Genomic DNA, 16,784 nt, shown 5'->3' on the forward strand with positions numbered 1-16,784 from the left:
CTACTCTCCTATTAGTTCAAGTGCTTGTTCCAATGCTTTTTTTCCATCCATCATGCCATAGGTGCGCATGTCGATACTGGCTGCTGGACAAGCAACTAAGCCTTGGACTTCATTTAATCGGTAAGAAACTTGCGGTCCTAACAGTACGCAATCAGCATCTTTTGCTGCAGTCGTGACCGATTCAATGGAGAACGCATCGATCACCACCGCTTCTCCTTTTTCTTGCGCTGCTTTTTTCATATTATTTACTAAGACGCCAGTAGACATGCCGCCAGCGCAAACTAATACTATTTTTTTCATCATTGTTCCTCCATTTTCTCGTTATTTGTTACTCAACGACTGCCGCTTGAGTTTGCTCCTCAGCGAGTGCTGCTTTGTCTTGCAGACGCATAAAAGGGATGTAGATGATGACACATAAGACAAATTGGATCAATTGTGCAATGATCCCTTGCCAGCCATTCACTAAGAAGCCACCGAAAATAATCGGAAATCCAGTTGGGATATTGACTCCATTGTGATAAGGCAAAAAGCCGACAATTGTTAAGAGATATGCTGACAACACGGAAACAGCCGGTGTTACCATCAAGGGAAGTAGCATTCTGATATTCATCACCTGAGGAATCCCAAATTTGATTGGCTCAGAAATACCAAACATGGAAGGGATCAATCCAATTTTACCAACAGCTTTTAGCTGCTCTGATTTGCAACCAAAAATAGCCAGTAAAGCGACTGCAAATGAACGAGCCCCGCGATTGTTCAAAATAAACCCAATCGTAAACAAATGTGGTAATGCTTGGCCGGCACTGTACGCCGCCAGATTATCAAGCCCTGGTTGGTAAAAGACCAACATCAAGATCGGATAAACAGCCAACACTCCGTGAATGCCAAAGAACCAAAGAAATTCGATAAACGCCACAATGATCATACAAGCAAAAATATTCGCTCCTAGCAAGGTCAATGGAGCTTGTACCCAAGTATAGATCATATCTGTCAGCGTGCCGTAAGGAGTTGCCGCCATGCCCACATAAATGATGCCCATAATGGCTGAAACAATAATTGCTGGCACGATCGCTGCAAAGGATTTGTTGACGATCGGCGGTACCGAATCCGGCATTTTGATCATCAAATTCTTCTGTACACATAAAATGTAAATTCTGGCACCCAACAAACCGCCAAACATGGCGACAAACATCCCACCGGAGCCAAGGGTCGACAACTCCATCGTACGGGTTTCTTCTAAAGTCGAAATCGGACTCAAGATCAAAAATGATACCAAACTCATGATACCGGCATTTAGTTGATCCGCATTTAAATGCTCGGCTAATTTATAGCCAACTAGAAAGGCGACATAAACGGAAACGACATCGATCGTCATCGCGTTGACTTGGGTTAATAATGCTTTCAAACCAATTTGTTCCATTATCTGTTGCGTTGCCCCAATGTCGATCGCATTGATCAAGGAAGCAATGGAACTGATCATCATGACGGGCATTAAGCCCATCATTGCATTGGCAATGGCTTTCATATAAATATTGTTTTGTACTTGAACGGCTGCAGCTAGTATTTTATCTTTCAGTGTATTCATAAGGTCCTCCTTCACTTAATCCCGCAAGTATTTATCTTTAAGCAGCTGGATTTTCTGCTGTGAAAAACCCAGTTCTTCTTTTACATACGTTTCAATCCCCCCATGAGCCTCAATCAAATCCAAAGCGGTTTGTAAAAAACACCGATCAGCTTCTTTGAAGTATCGCATTGCTGCCACAAAATCGGGGTTGTTCGTTTCTTCTTGTATCAGCTTGAGACTCTTGGTATTTTTCTCCCTTTTGTACTCGTTGGTCAGCAGGTAATCTTCCATGACCTCTTCATAACTGACACCCAACAGTAACTGAATCAGGGCAACCCCATACCCGGTGCGGTCTTTGCCACCACGGCAGTGCTGAACCACTGCACCTTCAGCTTCCAAATGAATGGCCAATACTTCTTTAAAAACGGTCTTGCATTGACTGTTTTCAACAAATTCATAATTTTGCCGAATCATCAATTCTTTTGCAACTTCGGCGGTGATTTTTTCTGCAGAAAGCGCCATTGGCTCCCCTTCTTCTGAAGAAGCTAAAGCAGCAATATCAGCAATTGGCGTCAAATAAAGTATCTGAGCATTCCCAATGGGTTTGTCTTCATTGTCTGCTCTTTCTTGGGCATTGCGGTAGTCAATAATTTTCTCAATTCCCAGAGCTGCTAATTTTTTCTGATCAGCTTCTGTCAATTTGCTCAATTCGTCTGAGCGGTATAGTTTTCCAGTCACTACGTATTTGCCCTCTTTGGTCCGATAGCCGCCAAAATCGCGAAAATTATACGCACCTTCTAAGGTTACTTTTTCATTTGTCATACACTACTCCTTTAAATAATTAATGAACGTCATAAAGTCCGTTGTCGCAGCAAGTTTGTTTACTTTATCCAACGAAGAACATTGTTTGATCAAATGATCATTCAGCGGTTTCACTTTTAAGTGATCTTGTTCAGCAATCACTAATAAGAAAACGAGACGAACCGTCTGTTTGTACCAGAACACTGGCTTTTTCAAGTTTGCAACGGCAATCACCGTTTCTGCACCAATCAGCGCATTGGGATGAGGGAAAGCGACTGACGGTAAGAAATCGGTTCCAAAAAAGGCTTCTCGTTCAAAAACCAACGTTTCAAAATTCTCAGGCATTGAATACTGTTCTTTGATTTGTTGGCATAAAAAATGCAACACCGCTTCTTTTGTTTCAAATTCTTGTTCACAGATGAATAACGATTCCTTAAAGTAGTTCAAAAGCACTTCTTCTGTGAAGACAGCGGCCAATGCGGCTTCGATCTTTTTGATCATATCCGGTTGCATAAAATAATCAACACTCATAACAGGAATCGTTCCTTCGTAAGGAAGTGGAATCGAAGAAAAGATAAAATCGAACTCCTGCTCTTCGATCATTTGCAAAAATTCATATTGATTGCATACCGTGACTTTCTTGATATAATTGCGAAAATAAAACTCAAATTTCTCTTTAAGGAAGGTATTGGCCGCTCGGCCTAGGTCATTGACCACTAAAATATACTTGCGCTGTGTTTGCGAATTTTTCTTATTTAAAGCCACATCAAAGTGCATCGCCAAATAGCTGAGTTCATGATCACTGATGGTCTTTTCAAATTGCTTTGCAATGACTTGACCGGCAATAATGGCTAAATCATAAGCGACATTACAGTGTACCTTCACCTCATTCAACAAAGGATTTTTCAGCTCGATCCCCAATTCGATCCGATCGATCAGCGGAGCAAAGTGCAACATCAACATCGTTTGCAGATCCAAGTCTTTGCTGAAATTGATTTGGCGGCTTTCCTTGATCGCTTTTAAAATTTTGCTGACCAATTCTGCTGCTTCATCTGAAACAGTCATCTTTTCATTTCTAGGGACTACTCGTTTGCCAACGATTTGCCCTAAAACATAATTTCGCTCGTATTCGGTAAAATGTACAGCACACTCTTTTTCAATTCTGGCGATGATTCGCTCTCCTAGTAATGTCTGCTCATCATTGGTCCTGCCGCTGATCGGTAGGTTTCGATCTAAGTAGCGGCCGCTTTGCATGCGTAAGACAGCAATCGCTAAATGATTCACCAGATTGTTCAAAATAGCCTCCGACATGGGGTAGGCTTTTTGCGAAAACTCCGACGAAACGATCGCTTTTATCTGCTGGTGAAGAAGCGACGGTGTATCTTCGCTGATTGTGCCCTCTTCTAACTGCTTGATATGGGTTCTTTGCAAATAATTACTAGCCATAAACCGTCTCAAGTCAAATTCGCTACCGCTAAGTTTCATTCCGTAATACGGCTTCGTTTGAATGGAGAGCTGGTAATGGCTTAGTATCCGTCGCAGCTTTTTCAATTCTTGAGATAGCTTACTCTGAGAAATGAATAAGCGTTCGCAAAGCATTTCGGATTTAATATACGTTTCTTCTTGAATAAAGAATTCAATAATTCTAGAAACAAAGTCGTCATTGTGGGACGCTTGTTCTTTCCTTCGCTGAAAAGCTTCTTCGTTCGTTATTTGTAAATACAACCCACTCCCTTTTTTCGCTTGAATCATACAACCGTATCGTTCTTGATGCTGGTTGATTTCTTCTGCATAACGGCGAACGGTTTTTCTGCTAACACCCAACTCGGCAGCAGCCGCTTTACTCGTCATAAAACCGTCATGCTCCGAAAGTGTTCTTAACAACAATAGGCTTAATTTTTCCATCTCTCTCTCCCTCGCTTACTAGTTTAGAGTCAAACCCAAGCAACCTCCATAGGTATATCTTCCCTTTCATTAAGGGAAATTTCTACAAGAAGTTGCTTGCCTTGTGCTTTGCTTCTTATGAAAAAAACGAATGGTGGTGACTTTCACTTTGTTGTTGCCACATATGACCGACCAATTTGTTTGAGTTTTCTTCTCCACAAAAAAAGACATGATCTTCACTCAATGAAGGTCATGTCTTTTTTATTTAGCGAACCTCGCTGATTTTCTCTACCGACTGTCGCACTTTTAATTGATGGGGACTAATTTTTCGATGGCTCGTTTCTGCTTGATTGGTGATGATGTCTGTTAGTAATTCAGCTGCTTCATAACCGATTCGTTCCATATCTTGGGCAACGGTTGTTAATTCAGGCGTTACGTAGCTAGCCAAAATAATATCATCGAACCCGATGACCGAAATATCTTCAGGAACCCGCAAGCCCATGTCTTTGATTCCTCGTATCGCTCCGATTGCCATAATATCACTAGCACAGAACAGTGCAGTGATTTCTTGATTGTTTTCTAACAGATTTTTACAAATCAAATAGGCAATTTCTTCTTCATAGTTGGCGTACTGGATATACGACTCATTCACTAACAAGCCATGCGCTGCCAAAGAAGCGCGGTAGCCTTTTTCTCTAAGTTCACTGACATTGGCATCACGACTCCCGTTGATCATGCCAATTTGTCGATGATTATTGGCAATCAAAAAATCCACAGCTTCTTGCGCCGCTTTTTCATTGTCAATCGAAACCAAGCCGATCTTAGGATTGTCGATTTCCATATCAATCAGAACTGTCGGCAAAGAGGTTTGCTGTACTTCCTGGTAGTAAGGATCGGTGGTTTTTAACCCTTGGATCACTACACCAGTGATATTGTGCTCATTGCAGAACTGACTAAACGTCTTTTGCTTTTGTTTCTCAGTACTTGTCCCATAAAAGACAAACTCAAAATCTGACTGATCCGTATAACGATAGACCCCATTCAACACTTCCAAAGGCATCGTTGATTTTCGGTTGAAATTCAACTCATTTAAAATCAAGGCGATGGTTTGTTGTTTCTTCGAAGACAGTGTCCTTGCTGCCATGTTTGGGGAATAGTCTAATTCTTTCGCTATTTTTAAAATTTCTTGCTTGGTTTGTTGGTTGATATCACTATACCCGTTAAAAACTTTGGATACAGTCGCTATTGATACACCGGCTGCCTTTGCCACATCGCGAATCGTTGTTCGCATTTGCTATCTCTCCTTTATCCAAATACCACCATCAGCCTTCGTAGCGAGCAATTGGGTTGTCTCCGCTAACTGACAGTCAATATCGCGATCCTTTAAACTGATTTTAACAGGTTCTCCTTGATAAAAGAGCGTAAATTTTAGTTCTTTTATTTTCTGTGGCAAATGATTCGCTAATCGCAGGCCTTGATCGTAATACACCCCTGCAAAACCGTAAATCAAGCTCAGCCAACTTCCCCCCATATTTGCTGCGTGAATGCCATCGACAACATTTTTTTGGAGATCCGTTAAATCCATCAAAGCCGTATCCATAAAATAACGATAGGCTTTTTCAGAATCCCCAATTCGACTCGCCATCACGCTAAAAATAGAACGAGACAAGGAGGAATCATGCGTCGTCACTTGTTCGTAATAGTCATAATCTTTTTTTAATTGCTCAAGACTGAAGTCTCCTGTATAGAGCATTTGGGCTAAAACCGTATCGGCTTGCTTACAGACTTGATGTTTGTAGATGACCATTGGATGATAATGCAGCAGGAGAGGATACTTTTCAGCAGGTGTAGTTTCAAATGGCCAGACTGCTTGTTCTAAGAATCCATCGTCTTGCTTCGTAATCCCTCGCTGTTCATCGTAACCAAAGTACATTAAGTCGGCTGCTTGCTGCCAAGCACTAATTGTTTCTTGGTATTTACCATACCGCTGTGCTAACTCAATGGCATAATATAGATTATTTTGAACCATTTTATTCGTATAAAAATTATTATTAACAAGGGCACTGTACTCATCAGGTCCAGTCACTCCATTGATGCAAAAGGCAAGTTTGCCCTCTTTTTCTACTAGATCGCCATAGCTCAACCAGAATTTCGCCGTTTCAAAAACAACTTCACTGCCAACCGTTTCGATGAATGCCTGGTCGCCAGTCACTCGTTCATACAATTGGAATGCATAAACGATATCCGCATTGATATGGACTTGGGCAGTTCCCGCTGGATAATAAGCACTCGTCTCATTTCCATCAATTGTTCGCCAAGCAAACAAAGCACCCTCTTGGCTTAGCTCCTGCGCCCGTTGTTTGGCTTGCGGCAAGATCTTCCCGCGATAGGAAAGCAATGCCTTGGCTATTTCAGGGTTCGTGAAAATAAAAAACGGCAACAGATACATTTCCGTATCCCAGAAGTAATGCCCTTCATATCCCTCGCCAGTCAATCCTTTGGCTGCGAAATTTGTTCTGCCGTCTCGCCCCGCACCTTGATTCAAATGAAACAAATTGAACCGAATGCCTTTTTGAAGAACTGGATCTCCTTCGATTTGAATATCACTTGCCGCCCAAAATTGCTGATAACTTTGTTGCTGCTCTTGCAAGAGAACTTCAAAATCGGCTAACTCTTGGTTAAAAGGTGTTTCGTGATTTTGATTATCTTCAAGTAGTTTCATTTGGAAAACCGTCGTAAGCGTTTCCTCTGCTTGTAATTGCTTTTCGCCATTGATCACTCGAATTGCTATACTTCGTTGACTATTTTCAGCAGTCCAAATCGCATAATCCTGATAATCAGCTTTTCGTAAGTGATGTGCTTTACTGGCAACCCGAGGATCATCTGTTTGAACAATTGCTGCTTTTTGTTCTAACGGATGTGTCATGGAAATTGGCTCTGAGAAATTGGTGTTCTTAATTTGATACTGACAGACGTAGAGTTCACTTCGTGTCATAGAGGCAAACGACTGCATCACCAATTCAAAAGTTTTACCTAGTGGCGTTACTACTTTATAGGATTCATCCAACACGCCTTTTTCCAAATCCAAAGTCATTTGTATAGGCTTTACTTGCCATTCTGAAGCACTAGAGTCCTCGTCACCAATCTGTAAACGTACGCCTCTTAGATTCGGCAGCTTGATGATCGTCTGATGCTCTTTGGCATAGCCGTATGCCCATTCACCGTATTGAATCGGCTCACTATCAAAAAAACCGTTAACAAAGGAGCCCGGATTTCCCCCGTAAAGCTCATTAACTTTTAAAGGATGCCCTGCCCGCACGCCAATTTGACCATTGCCAACTGCAAACAATGTTTCTAAGTATTCAGGGGTTTGATGAGAAAGTTCCTGTGCTCTTACTTTAAATGAATCATTTTTCGCCATCCATTCGCACTCCTTGTAAGAAATATTTGTTGAACAGCAAGTAAATGATCACAATGGGAATGATCGTGATCACACTTGCCGCCATCGTCTGATCCCATCGTACACCACCATTTCGACTTTGGAAAGTCTGCAACCCTAGAGTCAAAGTATATTTACTTGGTGTGGTCAAATAGAGCATTGGTTTCATGAATTCATTCCAAAAGCCCATAAAAATAAAGACAGCTTGTGTTGCGATGGATGGTTTTGCTAATGGCATCACGATACGAAAGAATGTTTGAAATCTGCCGAGACCATCGATTGCCGCAGCTTCTTCCACATCTTTTGGAAAAGATAAAAAGAATTGACGCATCATAAAGATATTCCCGATGTTGATCGCAGCTGGTAAAATCAACGCTGAAAAACTATCTAACATTCCTAGATTCATCAAGATTAAGTAATTTGGAATCAACAAAACCTGAGCTGGCACCATCATCAATGCCAAAAATCCATAGTAAATTCGTTCACGCCCCGGAAAATTTAATCTTGCTAAGGCATAACCTGCCATCGTATTTAATAAAATATTGATGGTCGTTCCAATAACGGATATAATCACGGAGTTTAGAAACCAGCGCATAAACAAAGAAGAGCGCCCCAAGACATATCGAAAATTGTCTAAAGTAAACTCATTGGGGATCAAACTCATATCCCCAGAAACAATTTCTCTATAGGGTTTGAAAGATGCAGCAATTGCCCAGACAAAAGGATAAAAGGTCAGTACTGCATAAAGAATCAAGATCGTATAGAGCAAGATCTTTAAAATTTTTGTTTTCTCTTTTCCTCTCACGGACGTTACCCTCTTTCTTTGTTCAATTTTTCTGCTAAAAGTGACGTGATAAAGATAATAATTGCTAAAACGATCGCTAATGCTGCCGCATACCCCATCGTGTTCATTTGTCCAAAGGCGTATTGGTAAATCATTAGTGACAAGGTCAGAGTCGAATTGTTGGGTCCCCCTGATCCGTTCGAGAAGATATACGCCTGGTCAAACATCTGAAAGGTACCAATGATCCCCGTCAGCAGTACATAGGTAGTGATTGGGCGTAGATAAGGAATCGTGATATACCGTAATTTATCCACGGTTGTCGCGCCATCGATCTCTGCTGCTTCGTACAAAGAATGAGGCAGATCAACTAAAGAAGCCAAATAGATCGTCATATAATAAGGCACGGTCGACCAGATATTCATTACCATAATCACTTTCAACGCATAGGCCGGTTCTTGTAAAAAATTGATTGGTTCTGAGTAAAATCCTAAATTCATAAATAAGTCATTGACTGGACCGTAAATATTAAAAATAAACATAAAGATGATCGTCAATGCTGAACTAGAGGTTAAAGTTGGCAAAAAATAAACCATCCGAAACAGTTTCTTCCCCTTGATTCCTTTGCTGCTTAAAATATACGCGATAATCAAAGCAAAAATCGTTTGTAACGGAACGACGACCAAGGCAAACGTGGCCGTATTTCTAAGAGCGATTCGCGCTTTTTGATCGGTGAAGATACGTAAATAGTTTTCTATCCCTTTAAAAGAAAATGTATTGGTAAACAAATTGACGTCGTTGAAAGATAGATAAAAAGCAAAGAGAACAGCTAAGACGAAAAAGATTCCTACGACAATGATTGCTGGAGCCAGAAAGAGCCACGCTTGTCGGATTTCTTGCCATTGGCTTTTTGTATAGTTAGTTTTTTTTCGTTCCATCATGTTGTCACCTTTCCCAAAAGAAAAGAGAGAGGAGTTCCTCTCCCTCGTTCAAATTCAGACTAGTTTGCTGTAATATCTGCGTTCGCTTGTTCATCAGCAGCTTCCATTGCTTCTTCAAAGGTCATGTTTCCATTTAAAGCATTCGGTAAAAAGTTTTGATAGGCTTTGTTGATCGTATCTAAAGTGGTGCCCTTTTGCCAAATCGTTGCATAATCCCAAGCCTCTAGGTGAACATTCAAGTCACTGTTTTCTGTGATTTTGGCCGCATCTGCTACATCTTGACGACTAGGTAATGTCCCGGTTCCTTCAACCCATGCTTGCATACCGCTTTGACCAGTAGCGTGTTGAATCCATTTATCTGCCAAGGCACTTTTTTCAGTCCCAACATATTTTCCCCAACCGACAGAAAACATCATTGACCCTTCCGTTCCTTTATACGTTGGCATTTCTTTTACAACAAAAGGAATATCAGGAAATTCTGTCTTAAGTGTCTCATACACCCAGTTTCCTTCATCCGTGATCGCAATTTTTCCAGAACCAAAAGCTTCGCCGTTCCAACCTGTTCCGATATCTTGCGGTGTAACAGCTGCTTTCGTATCGACCAACTCTTTTAAAATAGAAAGATTATCAACTACTGCTGGATCAGCCAAATTAGCCGTCCCATCTTCATTGATTGGTTGAGCATTTTCCCGCGTTGCAAGATGATAGTTGCGAGCCATATCTTGGTTATAGCTCATGGCAAAAACATTTCCGTCACCATACGCCTCATTGATTTTTTCTTGGAACGACGGCAGCCACTCAACATACGCTTCAAGTGTGTCTGGCACTTCATCGATCGACACACCCGCTTCTTCAAAAATCGCTGTATTGAAATAGAGTGCTAAAGTTGACATATCTTTGGGAACAGCCTGCAGTTGTCCATCCGAAGTCGTAAAAGCATCGATCAAGCTATCATAAAACTGCTCACTTTCAAAATTAGCCGGATCCAGCTCTGCAAGTGTGCCATTCTCTGAGAACCATGGGAACATATAGGCATCCACGTAAAAGACATCTGGTGCCGTTCTACCAGCCATGTCAGCTTGAATTTGGGTATTATAATCGGTATATACTTTCTTTTCAACTGTTGCACCCGTTGCTTCTTCAAAAGATTGGATCATCTCATCCAACGATTTTTCTTCTGCCTCGTTGCCACCCCAAACACCGATCGTTAACGAATCCCCTGTGAAATCCGTCTGATCTGTCGAACTACTGGTGTCTTCGTTTCCCCCACAAGCTGCCAGCACCACTGCTGCAGACAATAGAAGCCCTGTTCCTACTACTTTTTTCCATCCAGTCATTTTATTTCCCCCTAAAAAGTGATTTTGATTTGTTCTTCAAGCAGATAAACCTTATCAAAAGCGATAAACTCAATCGCTTGCTCCCCATGGTTGGTGACCGTAAAACCTTCCTGTGTGACCTCAATCTTTAATGGCTGTTGGTGCCACATAATACCAAATTCAAGTGCTTCCCAAGCCTTTGGTAAATGTGGTTCGATTCTTAACTGGCCGTCTAAACAACGGACACCACCATAGCCGAAGACCGTCATTTGCCAAATACCGCCGAGTGATGCTGCATGAATCCCTTCATTGGAAGACAGCATATTTTCTCCCATATCAATGTTGATTGCTTGTTGAAACAAATCATAAGAAAGTGCTATTTCCCCTAAATCAGCAGCGAGGATGGCATGTGTCGATAAGGATAAGGAAGAATCATGCAACGTTTTCGGCTCATAGTAATCCCAATTCAACCGTTTCTCTTCTTTTGGAAAAAGGTTCTCAAATAAGAACAAGAGCAAAAGAACATCCGCTTGTTTCGAAACTTGCATCTCGTTGACCTGTTCTAAGTTATACTCATGGAACAGTGTGCCTACTTGCGAATCATTTTTATATTTCGTGAGATCGATCTCTTTTTTCGTCAAATAGGTATCATCTTGCGGGATGATTCCCGCTTCATTCGGTTGCGGTAAATAAATAGCAGCTACTTTTGCTTGCCATTCTTGATAAGCTTCATTTAATGGTAATTTTTCAGCTAGTTTCGTAAATTGTTCTGGCTGGTTCTTTTTCAACTCTTCATACAATGAAATAGCTAATTGAATGTTCCAGTGCGCAGTATGATTCGTGAAAGCATTATTATCGACATGCTCCTTATATTCATCTGGTCCGACTACGTCTAAAATTTCAAAGCGCTGGTTTTCTTCGGACCACTCTAAACGACTCGCCCAGAAGATCGCCGTATCAAAAATCACTTCATAGCCTTTTTCCCATGCAAATTGTTGATCATTCGTTACATCAATAAATTGTTTGATGCCGTAGGTGACATCACTGGTAATATGCTGTTCAATAAATCCTGACCAAATTTTCGTTGGTAAGCCCGTAAGGATATCCGCAGCGCCCCAAACTGGCGTAGTCTCACCATCTTCAGGCCAAGCAGCTTCCCACGGAAATTGGGCGCCTTGATAGCCGTTCTCAGTAGCTTTTTTATGGGCACCAGCCAAACCTAAATAGCGATAAGTCACTAATTTTTTGGCGATTTCTGGGTGTGTGAAGGTAAAATATGGCAGCATAAAAATCTCTGTATCCCAAAAGGTATGTCCTTTGTACCCTTCCCCAGATAGGCCTTTGGCACCTATGTTCATGCGTTCGTCATGGGCTGGTGTCATCACATGTAGATGATATTTTGCAAAATGAATCGCTAATTGATCTAGTGTGTTCTCTGTCTTGATTTTGATTGGAAAGACGGACCAGACTTCTTTGTCCCATGCCGCTGCTGAAGCTTTTGCTAATTCCTGATAGCCGTTTTTGCGAATCTCTTTCAGCTCTTCAAGGGCAATCTTCTTCAAATCTTGTGGTGTCTTTCCTAAATGCTCTTTATCGATCGTGGTATAAACAGAAGAAAACTTCTCAAGCTTCAACGTCTCATTAGGTGCCAAGGTTTGCCAGTAACGATTGTAGATTTTCCGTCTTCCCATCTCGATCCGCTTCTTGGTTCCATCATAGCAATCTTCTGTTTTTTCTAGATTATGTGCTGTCGAAAGAACAAAGGCGATCTTAGATTGAGTGGTCTTTGGCATCATTTGTAAGAAACGATTTTCTGTTAATGATTTGTCACCTTCAGTAAAATGCTGTGAGCCGCTATTTGTCTTTTGTCCGTCAATACCAGAAATAATTTCCAACGTGACTTCTTTTCCTAAATTTTCGACCAGCACTTGTTGCGCAAACACATGCTTTTGGGCAAAGGAAACACATCGCTTAAAGGTCAGTTCGACATTAATCTGACCATGTTTCCATTGAAAGGAGCGCGTGAGTTCCCCAGTTCTCAAATTTAAGACACGTGAATAGTTTGAATATTTGCCTTTTGATAAATCTAATCGTTCGCCATCAAAAAGGAGCTCCATTCCAATCATATCCGGCACATTAGGAAGCTCAGTCACTTCATTTTCGTCGAATTTATTAAAGGTTCCTGCAACAAAAAGATTACGCGTTTCGCCAACATATTTCTCTTCTGTCACAGAGCGCATCCCCAGATACCCGTTGCCCAAACACATGATGGCTTCTGCTTTGCCTAACCATTTTGTATCAAAGGTCTTTTCCGTAATTTTCCAAGGGTCTTCTTTTAAATACTGCATCGCTGTCTCCATTTTTTCCTCCTACTTCTTCAGAAAACGTTTTAGTTTCTTTCAAAAATTTTTTATTTATAAAAATAGTTATTGGACCGAAACAAAAGTACAATCAAGCCCATGAAATAACTACCAATTACTAGGACAATTGCTGCGTTAAGAAACACCCATCCTACGATCAAGTGGAGTGGCGCATAGTAAGCATAATCTCTAATTATTTTTGCGGCTTGGTATTCGTTTCGCCACTTCCAAGCAATAAGACTAGCACTAGCCCAAGCAAAAATAACTAACAAAAGTAGCGCTTGTGTATTGATCTCCAATAAAGGATTCCCTGTTAACAACTCATCGAAGGAGATTTCGTTCATACTGATCATTCCCCTGTTTCTTATTGAACCCCACTACACTTTGTCCTAAAATGTCGTGTAACGTTTTTTTCGTACCTAGATAGAGGAAGAAAGAACCAGTGAAAAACAACCAACCGATCATTGGTAAAAAGTAGAGCAATTTTGCTACTTCCCTCATTCCTACAGTTAATAAATTACGTTGATTCGTAAAAACAACGAGTTTCGCAAAATGTTTGCCAATCGTTTTCCCCTCAAAACTACTCAAACAAATCATGTTGTAGACCACAAAGAGAAGTTGTGGCAAGACAATCGTTACTCCAGCAGGTACCATTAGGAGATAGCTAAGCATGGTACTTGGTAAAAAAATGATCATGCAATCAATCAAAAATGCTAGCAATCTTAGTAACAGCATATTTTTCCCCTTTTTTCGAAAACCTTTTCGTTACATCCACATATTACCAGACATCTTTTCTCTATTCAAGCGTTTTCATAAAAAATAATTTTTATTTTTTCCGATTTCCTAATGGAAAATCGCGTAAATACTAAAACGTTTTAGATTGTCTGTTTTTTTGCAAGCGATTTGGTTGGGAACCAGCTTTACTTGTGATACCATGAAGCAAATACGAAAGAAGGCGATTTCTTGGATTTATGGCTTACAAATGTACAACTTGAGACGAGTTATTTAAAAGAAGGCGATTGGTCTTATGGAACCAAAACAGAAAATACAGCAATCGGGATCAATGATGGAAAAATAGCGGAGATCGTGCCGATGACCGAATGGCAGGCATCAAGCGAAGCGACGATCATTGATGGGGGAAATCAGTTATTGTTGCCAGGATTGATCGAAAAACATTGTCATTTGGACAAAAGTAAATTAGGTACTCCTTGGCGTCCAGTAACGCCGGCAGCTAGCTTGGTGGAACGATTTGAAACTGAGATTCCCCAATTAGATGCCTTGCCGTTATCGATCAAAGAACGCGGACAAGCGCTGATCGATTTAGAACTGCCTCATGGTGCGGTGATGTTCCGCTCACATATTGATATTGAACCAATGACTCAGCTGCGTTATTTTGATGCGATTACCGAATTAGTTGCCGAACAACCTTTTGGCTCGGAGTTGGTCTTATTCCCACAACATGGCTTATTGCGCTCAAATGCTGCTTCTTTGATTGAAGAAGCCTTAGCAACGGGCAAAGCATCTTTTATTGGCGGTGTTGATCCTTATACACTCGATCAAGATTACCAGGCTTCCTTACGGACAACTTTTGAACTTGCTCAAAAAGGACATGTCGGGATTGACCTCCATCTTCACGATCGGCAAGAAGCTGGCAGAGCGACCGTCAAAGAAATGATTCGTTTGACGAAGGAATTCAATATGCAAGGAAATGTGGCGATCAGTCACGCCTTTGGTCTAAATGACTTTGAAGGCACAGAACGCAAAGAAGTCTTTCAAGCCTTAGCAGATTTAGAGATCCACATCATTTCAAGTATTCCCATCAGCCCTGGCACGATTCCACCGCTTAAGGAATTGCAAAGCTATGGCGTTGCTGTTCATATTGGTTGCGACAACGTCTATGATTCTTGGTCTTCTCTAGGAGATGGTTCTTTACAAGAAAAACTGGCCCGCTATTTAGAGATTTTTGCCGTCAAAAGTCAGGAAGACTTGACGCAAGCATTAGGTTTAGTCACGGATGGCAAAGTCCCGTTGGATAAAAACGGTGCGCAGCAATGGCCTAAGGTTGGTGATTCGGCTGATTTCTTACTGACACCAGCTACTTGTACGGCAGAATTCGTTGCCCGTAAAGGCTTCGTCAGCAAAAGCTTTTATCAAGGAACAGTTGTTTTCACCGCATAAATCTTACCTATATAAAAGGCATCTGCGCCTCTAAAAAGAAGCGCAGATGCCTTTTTTCAGGAATAGTCGTTTGCTAATTGTACATAGTCTTTCAGGTAAATGAATCAACCTGCTGCTTCATAAACTCTTCTATTTCACTTTTTAGTGGCATTCCTGTTTGAGCCCCCAGCTTTTGAACGGACAGACTAGCTCCATTATTCGCCATACAAACGGCTTCATAAAAATCGGCTCCTTCCCCTAAAGCTGCTGCCAAGATGCCATTAAAGGTATCCCCCGCACCGGTAGTGTCTACAACTGAAACTTTGTTCGATGGAATCGTCACAACTTGTGACTTTTCTACAAATGTTACCCCTTTGCTTCCTCGTGTGACAACGATTCGCGTGGCATATTTTTTTTGCCAATCAGCAATGACCTGCTCAATTTCGTCTTCCAAAATGGCCTCTTTACCGATCAAAGCGGCAAATTCCGTTTCATTTGGTGTCAAAATATCAATATACGGCAGGAGTTCCGGTACGATTTCATTGTAAGGAGCAGGATTCAAAATCGTTAGAACTCCTTTTTTCTTGGCAAGAATCAATGCTTGTTTGATTGTTTCCACAGGAATTTCCAGTTGAGTAAGTAAGATATCCCCTTGTGAAAGTTCACTGATTGTTTGCTGAACGTAGGCTTCATCGATCAGTCCATTCGCACCGGGGACGACAGTGATACAATTATCCTCTGCTAATTTAAAAATACTCGCAATTCCTGTGAACATATTTTTTTCACGGGAAACAGCCGATAAATCGAGAGCTTCTCTGCTGAGGTGCTGAAGAACCTTTTCCCCAAAAGTATCTTCCCCGATTTTCCCTAAAAATTTTGTTGATGCACCGTAACGAGAAGCTGCCACTGCTTGATTTGCTCCTTTGCCCCCGACAAAATAATCAATTTGCTCCCCAATGATCGTTTCGCCGATCCTCGGCATTCGTGTTGTCGTGATCACGATATCCATGTTCACACTACCTAAAATCGTTATCTTACTCAAAAAATCACCTATTTCTCTTGAATATATAAAAAGGACCAAAGGCTTCCCGACCCTCAATGGTCGTTTCACCAACCTTTAAAAACCCTGTTTTTACAAATAATCGCTGCATGGGCAGATTGGTATGATTTGTGATTGAAAGAAGTGTTTCCCCTTCATCACACTGTTGTTCCAAACAGCTTCTGATCCACTGGCGGCCAAAGCCTTGCCCCGCTTGAGATGGTCTCGCAACGAGTCGCTGAATCGTTCTTATCCCATGATATTCTTTGCTACAATTTGACAATGAGTCAACTGACAAAACACCGGCACTTACAATGTTTTTATTTTCATCCTTCAACACAAACAGTTCCTTTTTCTCGATATCCTTCGCTAAGATTTCTAGGGAGGGATAAGTATCAGTCCACTGGTAGATTTTCCTTCTATTCATCTGCTGCTTTGCTTCGATGAACAGTTGAAAAATCTCTGCTAATTCTTGTCGTGACGCCCTTTGAAGTTCATTCAT

15 protein-coding genes are annotated in these 16,784 nt (G+C 41.3%); 1 reads left to right on the top strand and 14 read right to left on the bottom strand.

The window, feature by feature from the left end; all coding sequences use genetic code 11:
• The 12 genes from A5877_RS05585 to A5877_RS05640 form a co-directional block, all read right to left on the bottom strand.
• Positions 1-300, bottom strand: a complete 300-nt coding sequence (locus A5877_RS05585) for a PTS sugar transporter subunit IIB (RefSeq protein WP_008380633.1) — start codon at positions 298-300, stop codon at positions 1-3.
• A gap of 28 nt (positions 301-328) precedes the next feature.
• Positions 329-1,585, bottom strand: coding sequence for a PTS sugar transporter subunit IIC (locus A5877_RS05590; RefSeq protein ID WP_086316523.1), 1,257 nt, complete (start codon positions 1,583-1,585; stop codon positions 329-331).
• A 15-nt stretch (positions 1,586-1,600) separates the two neighbouring features.
• Positions 1,601-2,386 carry a tyrosine-protein phosphatase gene (locus A5877_RS05595; protein ID WP_016612742.1) on the bottom strand — a complete coding sequence of 262 codons (786 nt, stop codon included), beginning with the start codon at positions 2,384-2,386 and terminating at the stop codon, positions 1,601-1,603.
• A 3-nt stretch (positions 2,387-2,389) separates the two neighbouring features.
• Positions 2,390-4,270 carry a BglG family transcription antiterminator gene (locus A5877_RS05600; protein ID WP_034872122.1) on the bottom strand — a complete coding sequence of 627 codons (1,881 nt, stop codon included), beginning with the start codon at positions 4,268-4,270 and terminating at the stop codon, positions 2,390-2,392.
• A 244-nt stretch (positions 4,271-4,514) separates the two neighbouring features.
• Complete coding sequence (locus A5877_RS05605; RefSeq protein ID WP_086316524.1) at positions 4,515-5,540, bottom strand: LacI family DNA-binding transcriptional regulator; 1,026 nt, start codon at positions 5,538-5,540, stop codon at positions 4,515-4,517.
• Between the two features lie 3 nt (positions 5,541-5,543).
• Positions 5,544-7,670 (bottom strand): glycoside hydrolase family 65 protein, encoded by a 2,127-nt coding sequence (locus A5877_RS05610; RefSeq protein WP_086316525.1) that lies wholly within the window; start codon positions 7,668-7,670, stop codon positions 5,544-5,546.
• Complete coding sequence (locus tag A5877_RS05615; RefSeq protein ID WP_016612747.1) at positions 7,657-8,493, bottom strand: carbohydrate ABC transporter permease; 837 nt, start codon at positions 8,491-8,493, stop codon at positions 7,657-7,659. The genes A5877_RS05610 and A5877_RS05615 overlap by 14 nt, the downstream gene beginning before the upstream one ends.
• A 5-nt stretch (positions 8,494-8,498) precedes the next feature.
• Positions 8,499-9,407, bottom strand: coding sequence for a carbohydrate ABC transporter permease (locus A5877_RS05620; RefSeq protein ID WP_008380619.1), 909 nt, complete (start codon positions 9,405-9,407; stop codon positions 8,499-8,501).
• A gap of 62 nt (positions 9,408-9,469) precedes the next feature.
• The gene (locus A5877_RS05625; protein ID WP_086316526.1) at positions 9,470-10,747 is read right to left on the bottom strand and encodes an extracellular solute-binding protein; all 1,278 of its coding nucleotides are present in this window, start codon (positions 10,745-10,747) and stop codon (positions 9,470-9,472) included.
• An 11-nt stretch (positions 10,748-10,758) separates the two neighbouring features.
• Positions 10,759-13,086 (bottom strand): glycoside hydrolase family 65 protein, encoded by a 2,328-nt coding sequence (locus A5877_RS05630; protein ID WP_086316527.1) that lies wholly within the window; start codon positions 13,084-13,086, stop codon positions 10,759-10,761.
• Between the two features lie 50 nt (positions 13,087-13,136).
• Entirely contained in the window at positions 13,137-13,430 is a 294-nt protein-coding gene (locus tag A5877_RS05635) for a hypothetical protein (protein WP_086316528.1), read from the bottom strand.
• Positions 13,408-13,821, bottom strand: coding sequence for an RDD family protein (locus A5877_RS05640; RefSeq protein WP_005234081.1), 414 nt, complete (start codon positions 13,819-13,821; stop codon positions 13,408-13,410). Before A5877_RS05640 ends, A5877_RS05635 begins: the two co-directional genes overlap by 23 nt.
• Positions 13,822-14,049: 228 nt before the next feature.
• Between A5877_RS05640 and A5877_RS05645 the strand changes: the two genes are divergently transcribed.
• Positions 14,050-15,264, top strand: coding sequence for an amidohydrolase family protein (locus A5877_RS05645; RefSeq protein ID WP_005234080.1), 1,215 nt, complete (start codon positions 14,050-14,052; stop codon positions 15,262-15,264).
• 91 nt (positions 15,265-15,355) lie between these two features.
• Here the strand turns inward: A5877_RS05645 and rbsK are convergent, their stop codons facing one another.
• Together rbsK and A5877_RS05655 are read right to left on the bottom strand one after the other, a co-directional pair.
• Positions 15,356-16,285 (bottom strand): ribokinase, encoded by a 930-nt coding sequence (gene rbsK / locus A5877_RS05650; protein WP_086316529.1) that lies wholly within the window; start codon positions 16,283-16,285, stop codon positions 15,356-15,358.
• A 4-nt stretch (positions 16,286-16,289) separates the two neighbouring features.
• Positions 16,290-16,784, bottom strand: a complete 495-nt coding sequence (locus tag A5877_RS05655; protein ID WP_005234078.1) for a GNAT family N-acetyltransferase — start codon at positions 16,782-16,784, stop codon at positions 16,290-16,292.

It is taken from the genome of Enterococcus sp. 3C7_DIV0644 (assembly GCF_002141235.1).
Classification (GTDB): Bacteria; Bacillota; Bacilli; order Lactobacillales; family Enterococcaceae; genus Enterococcus_D; species Enterococcus_D entomosocium.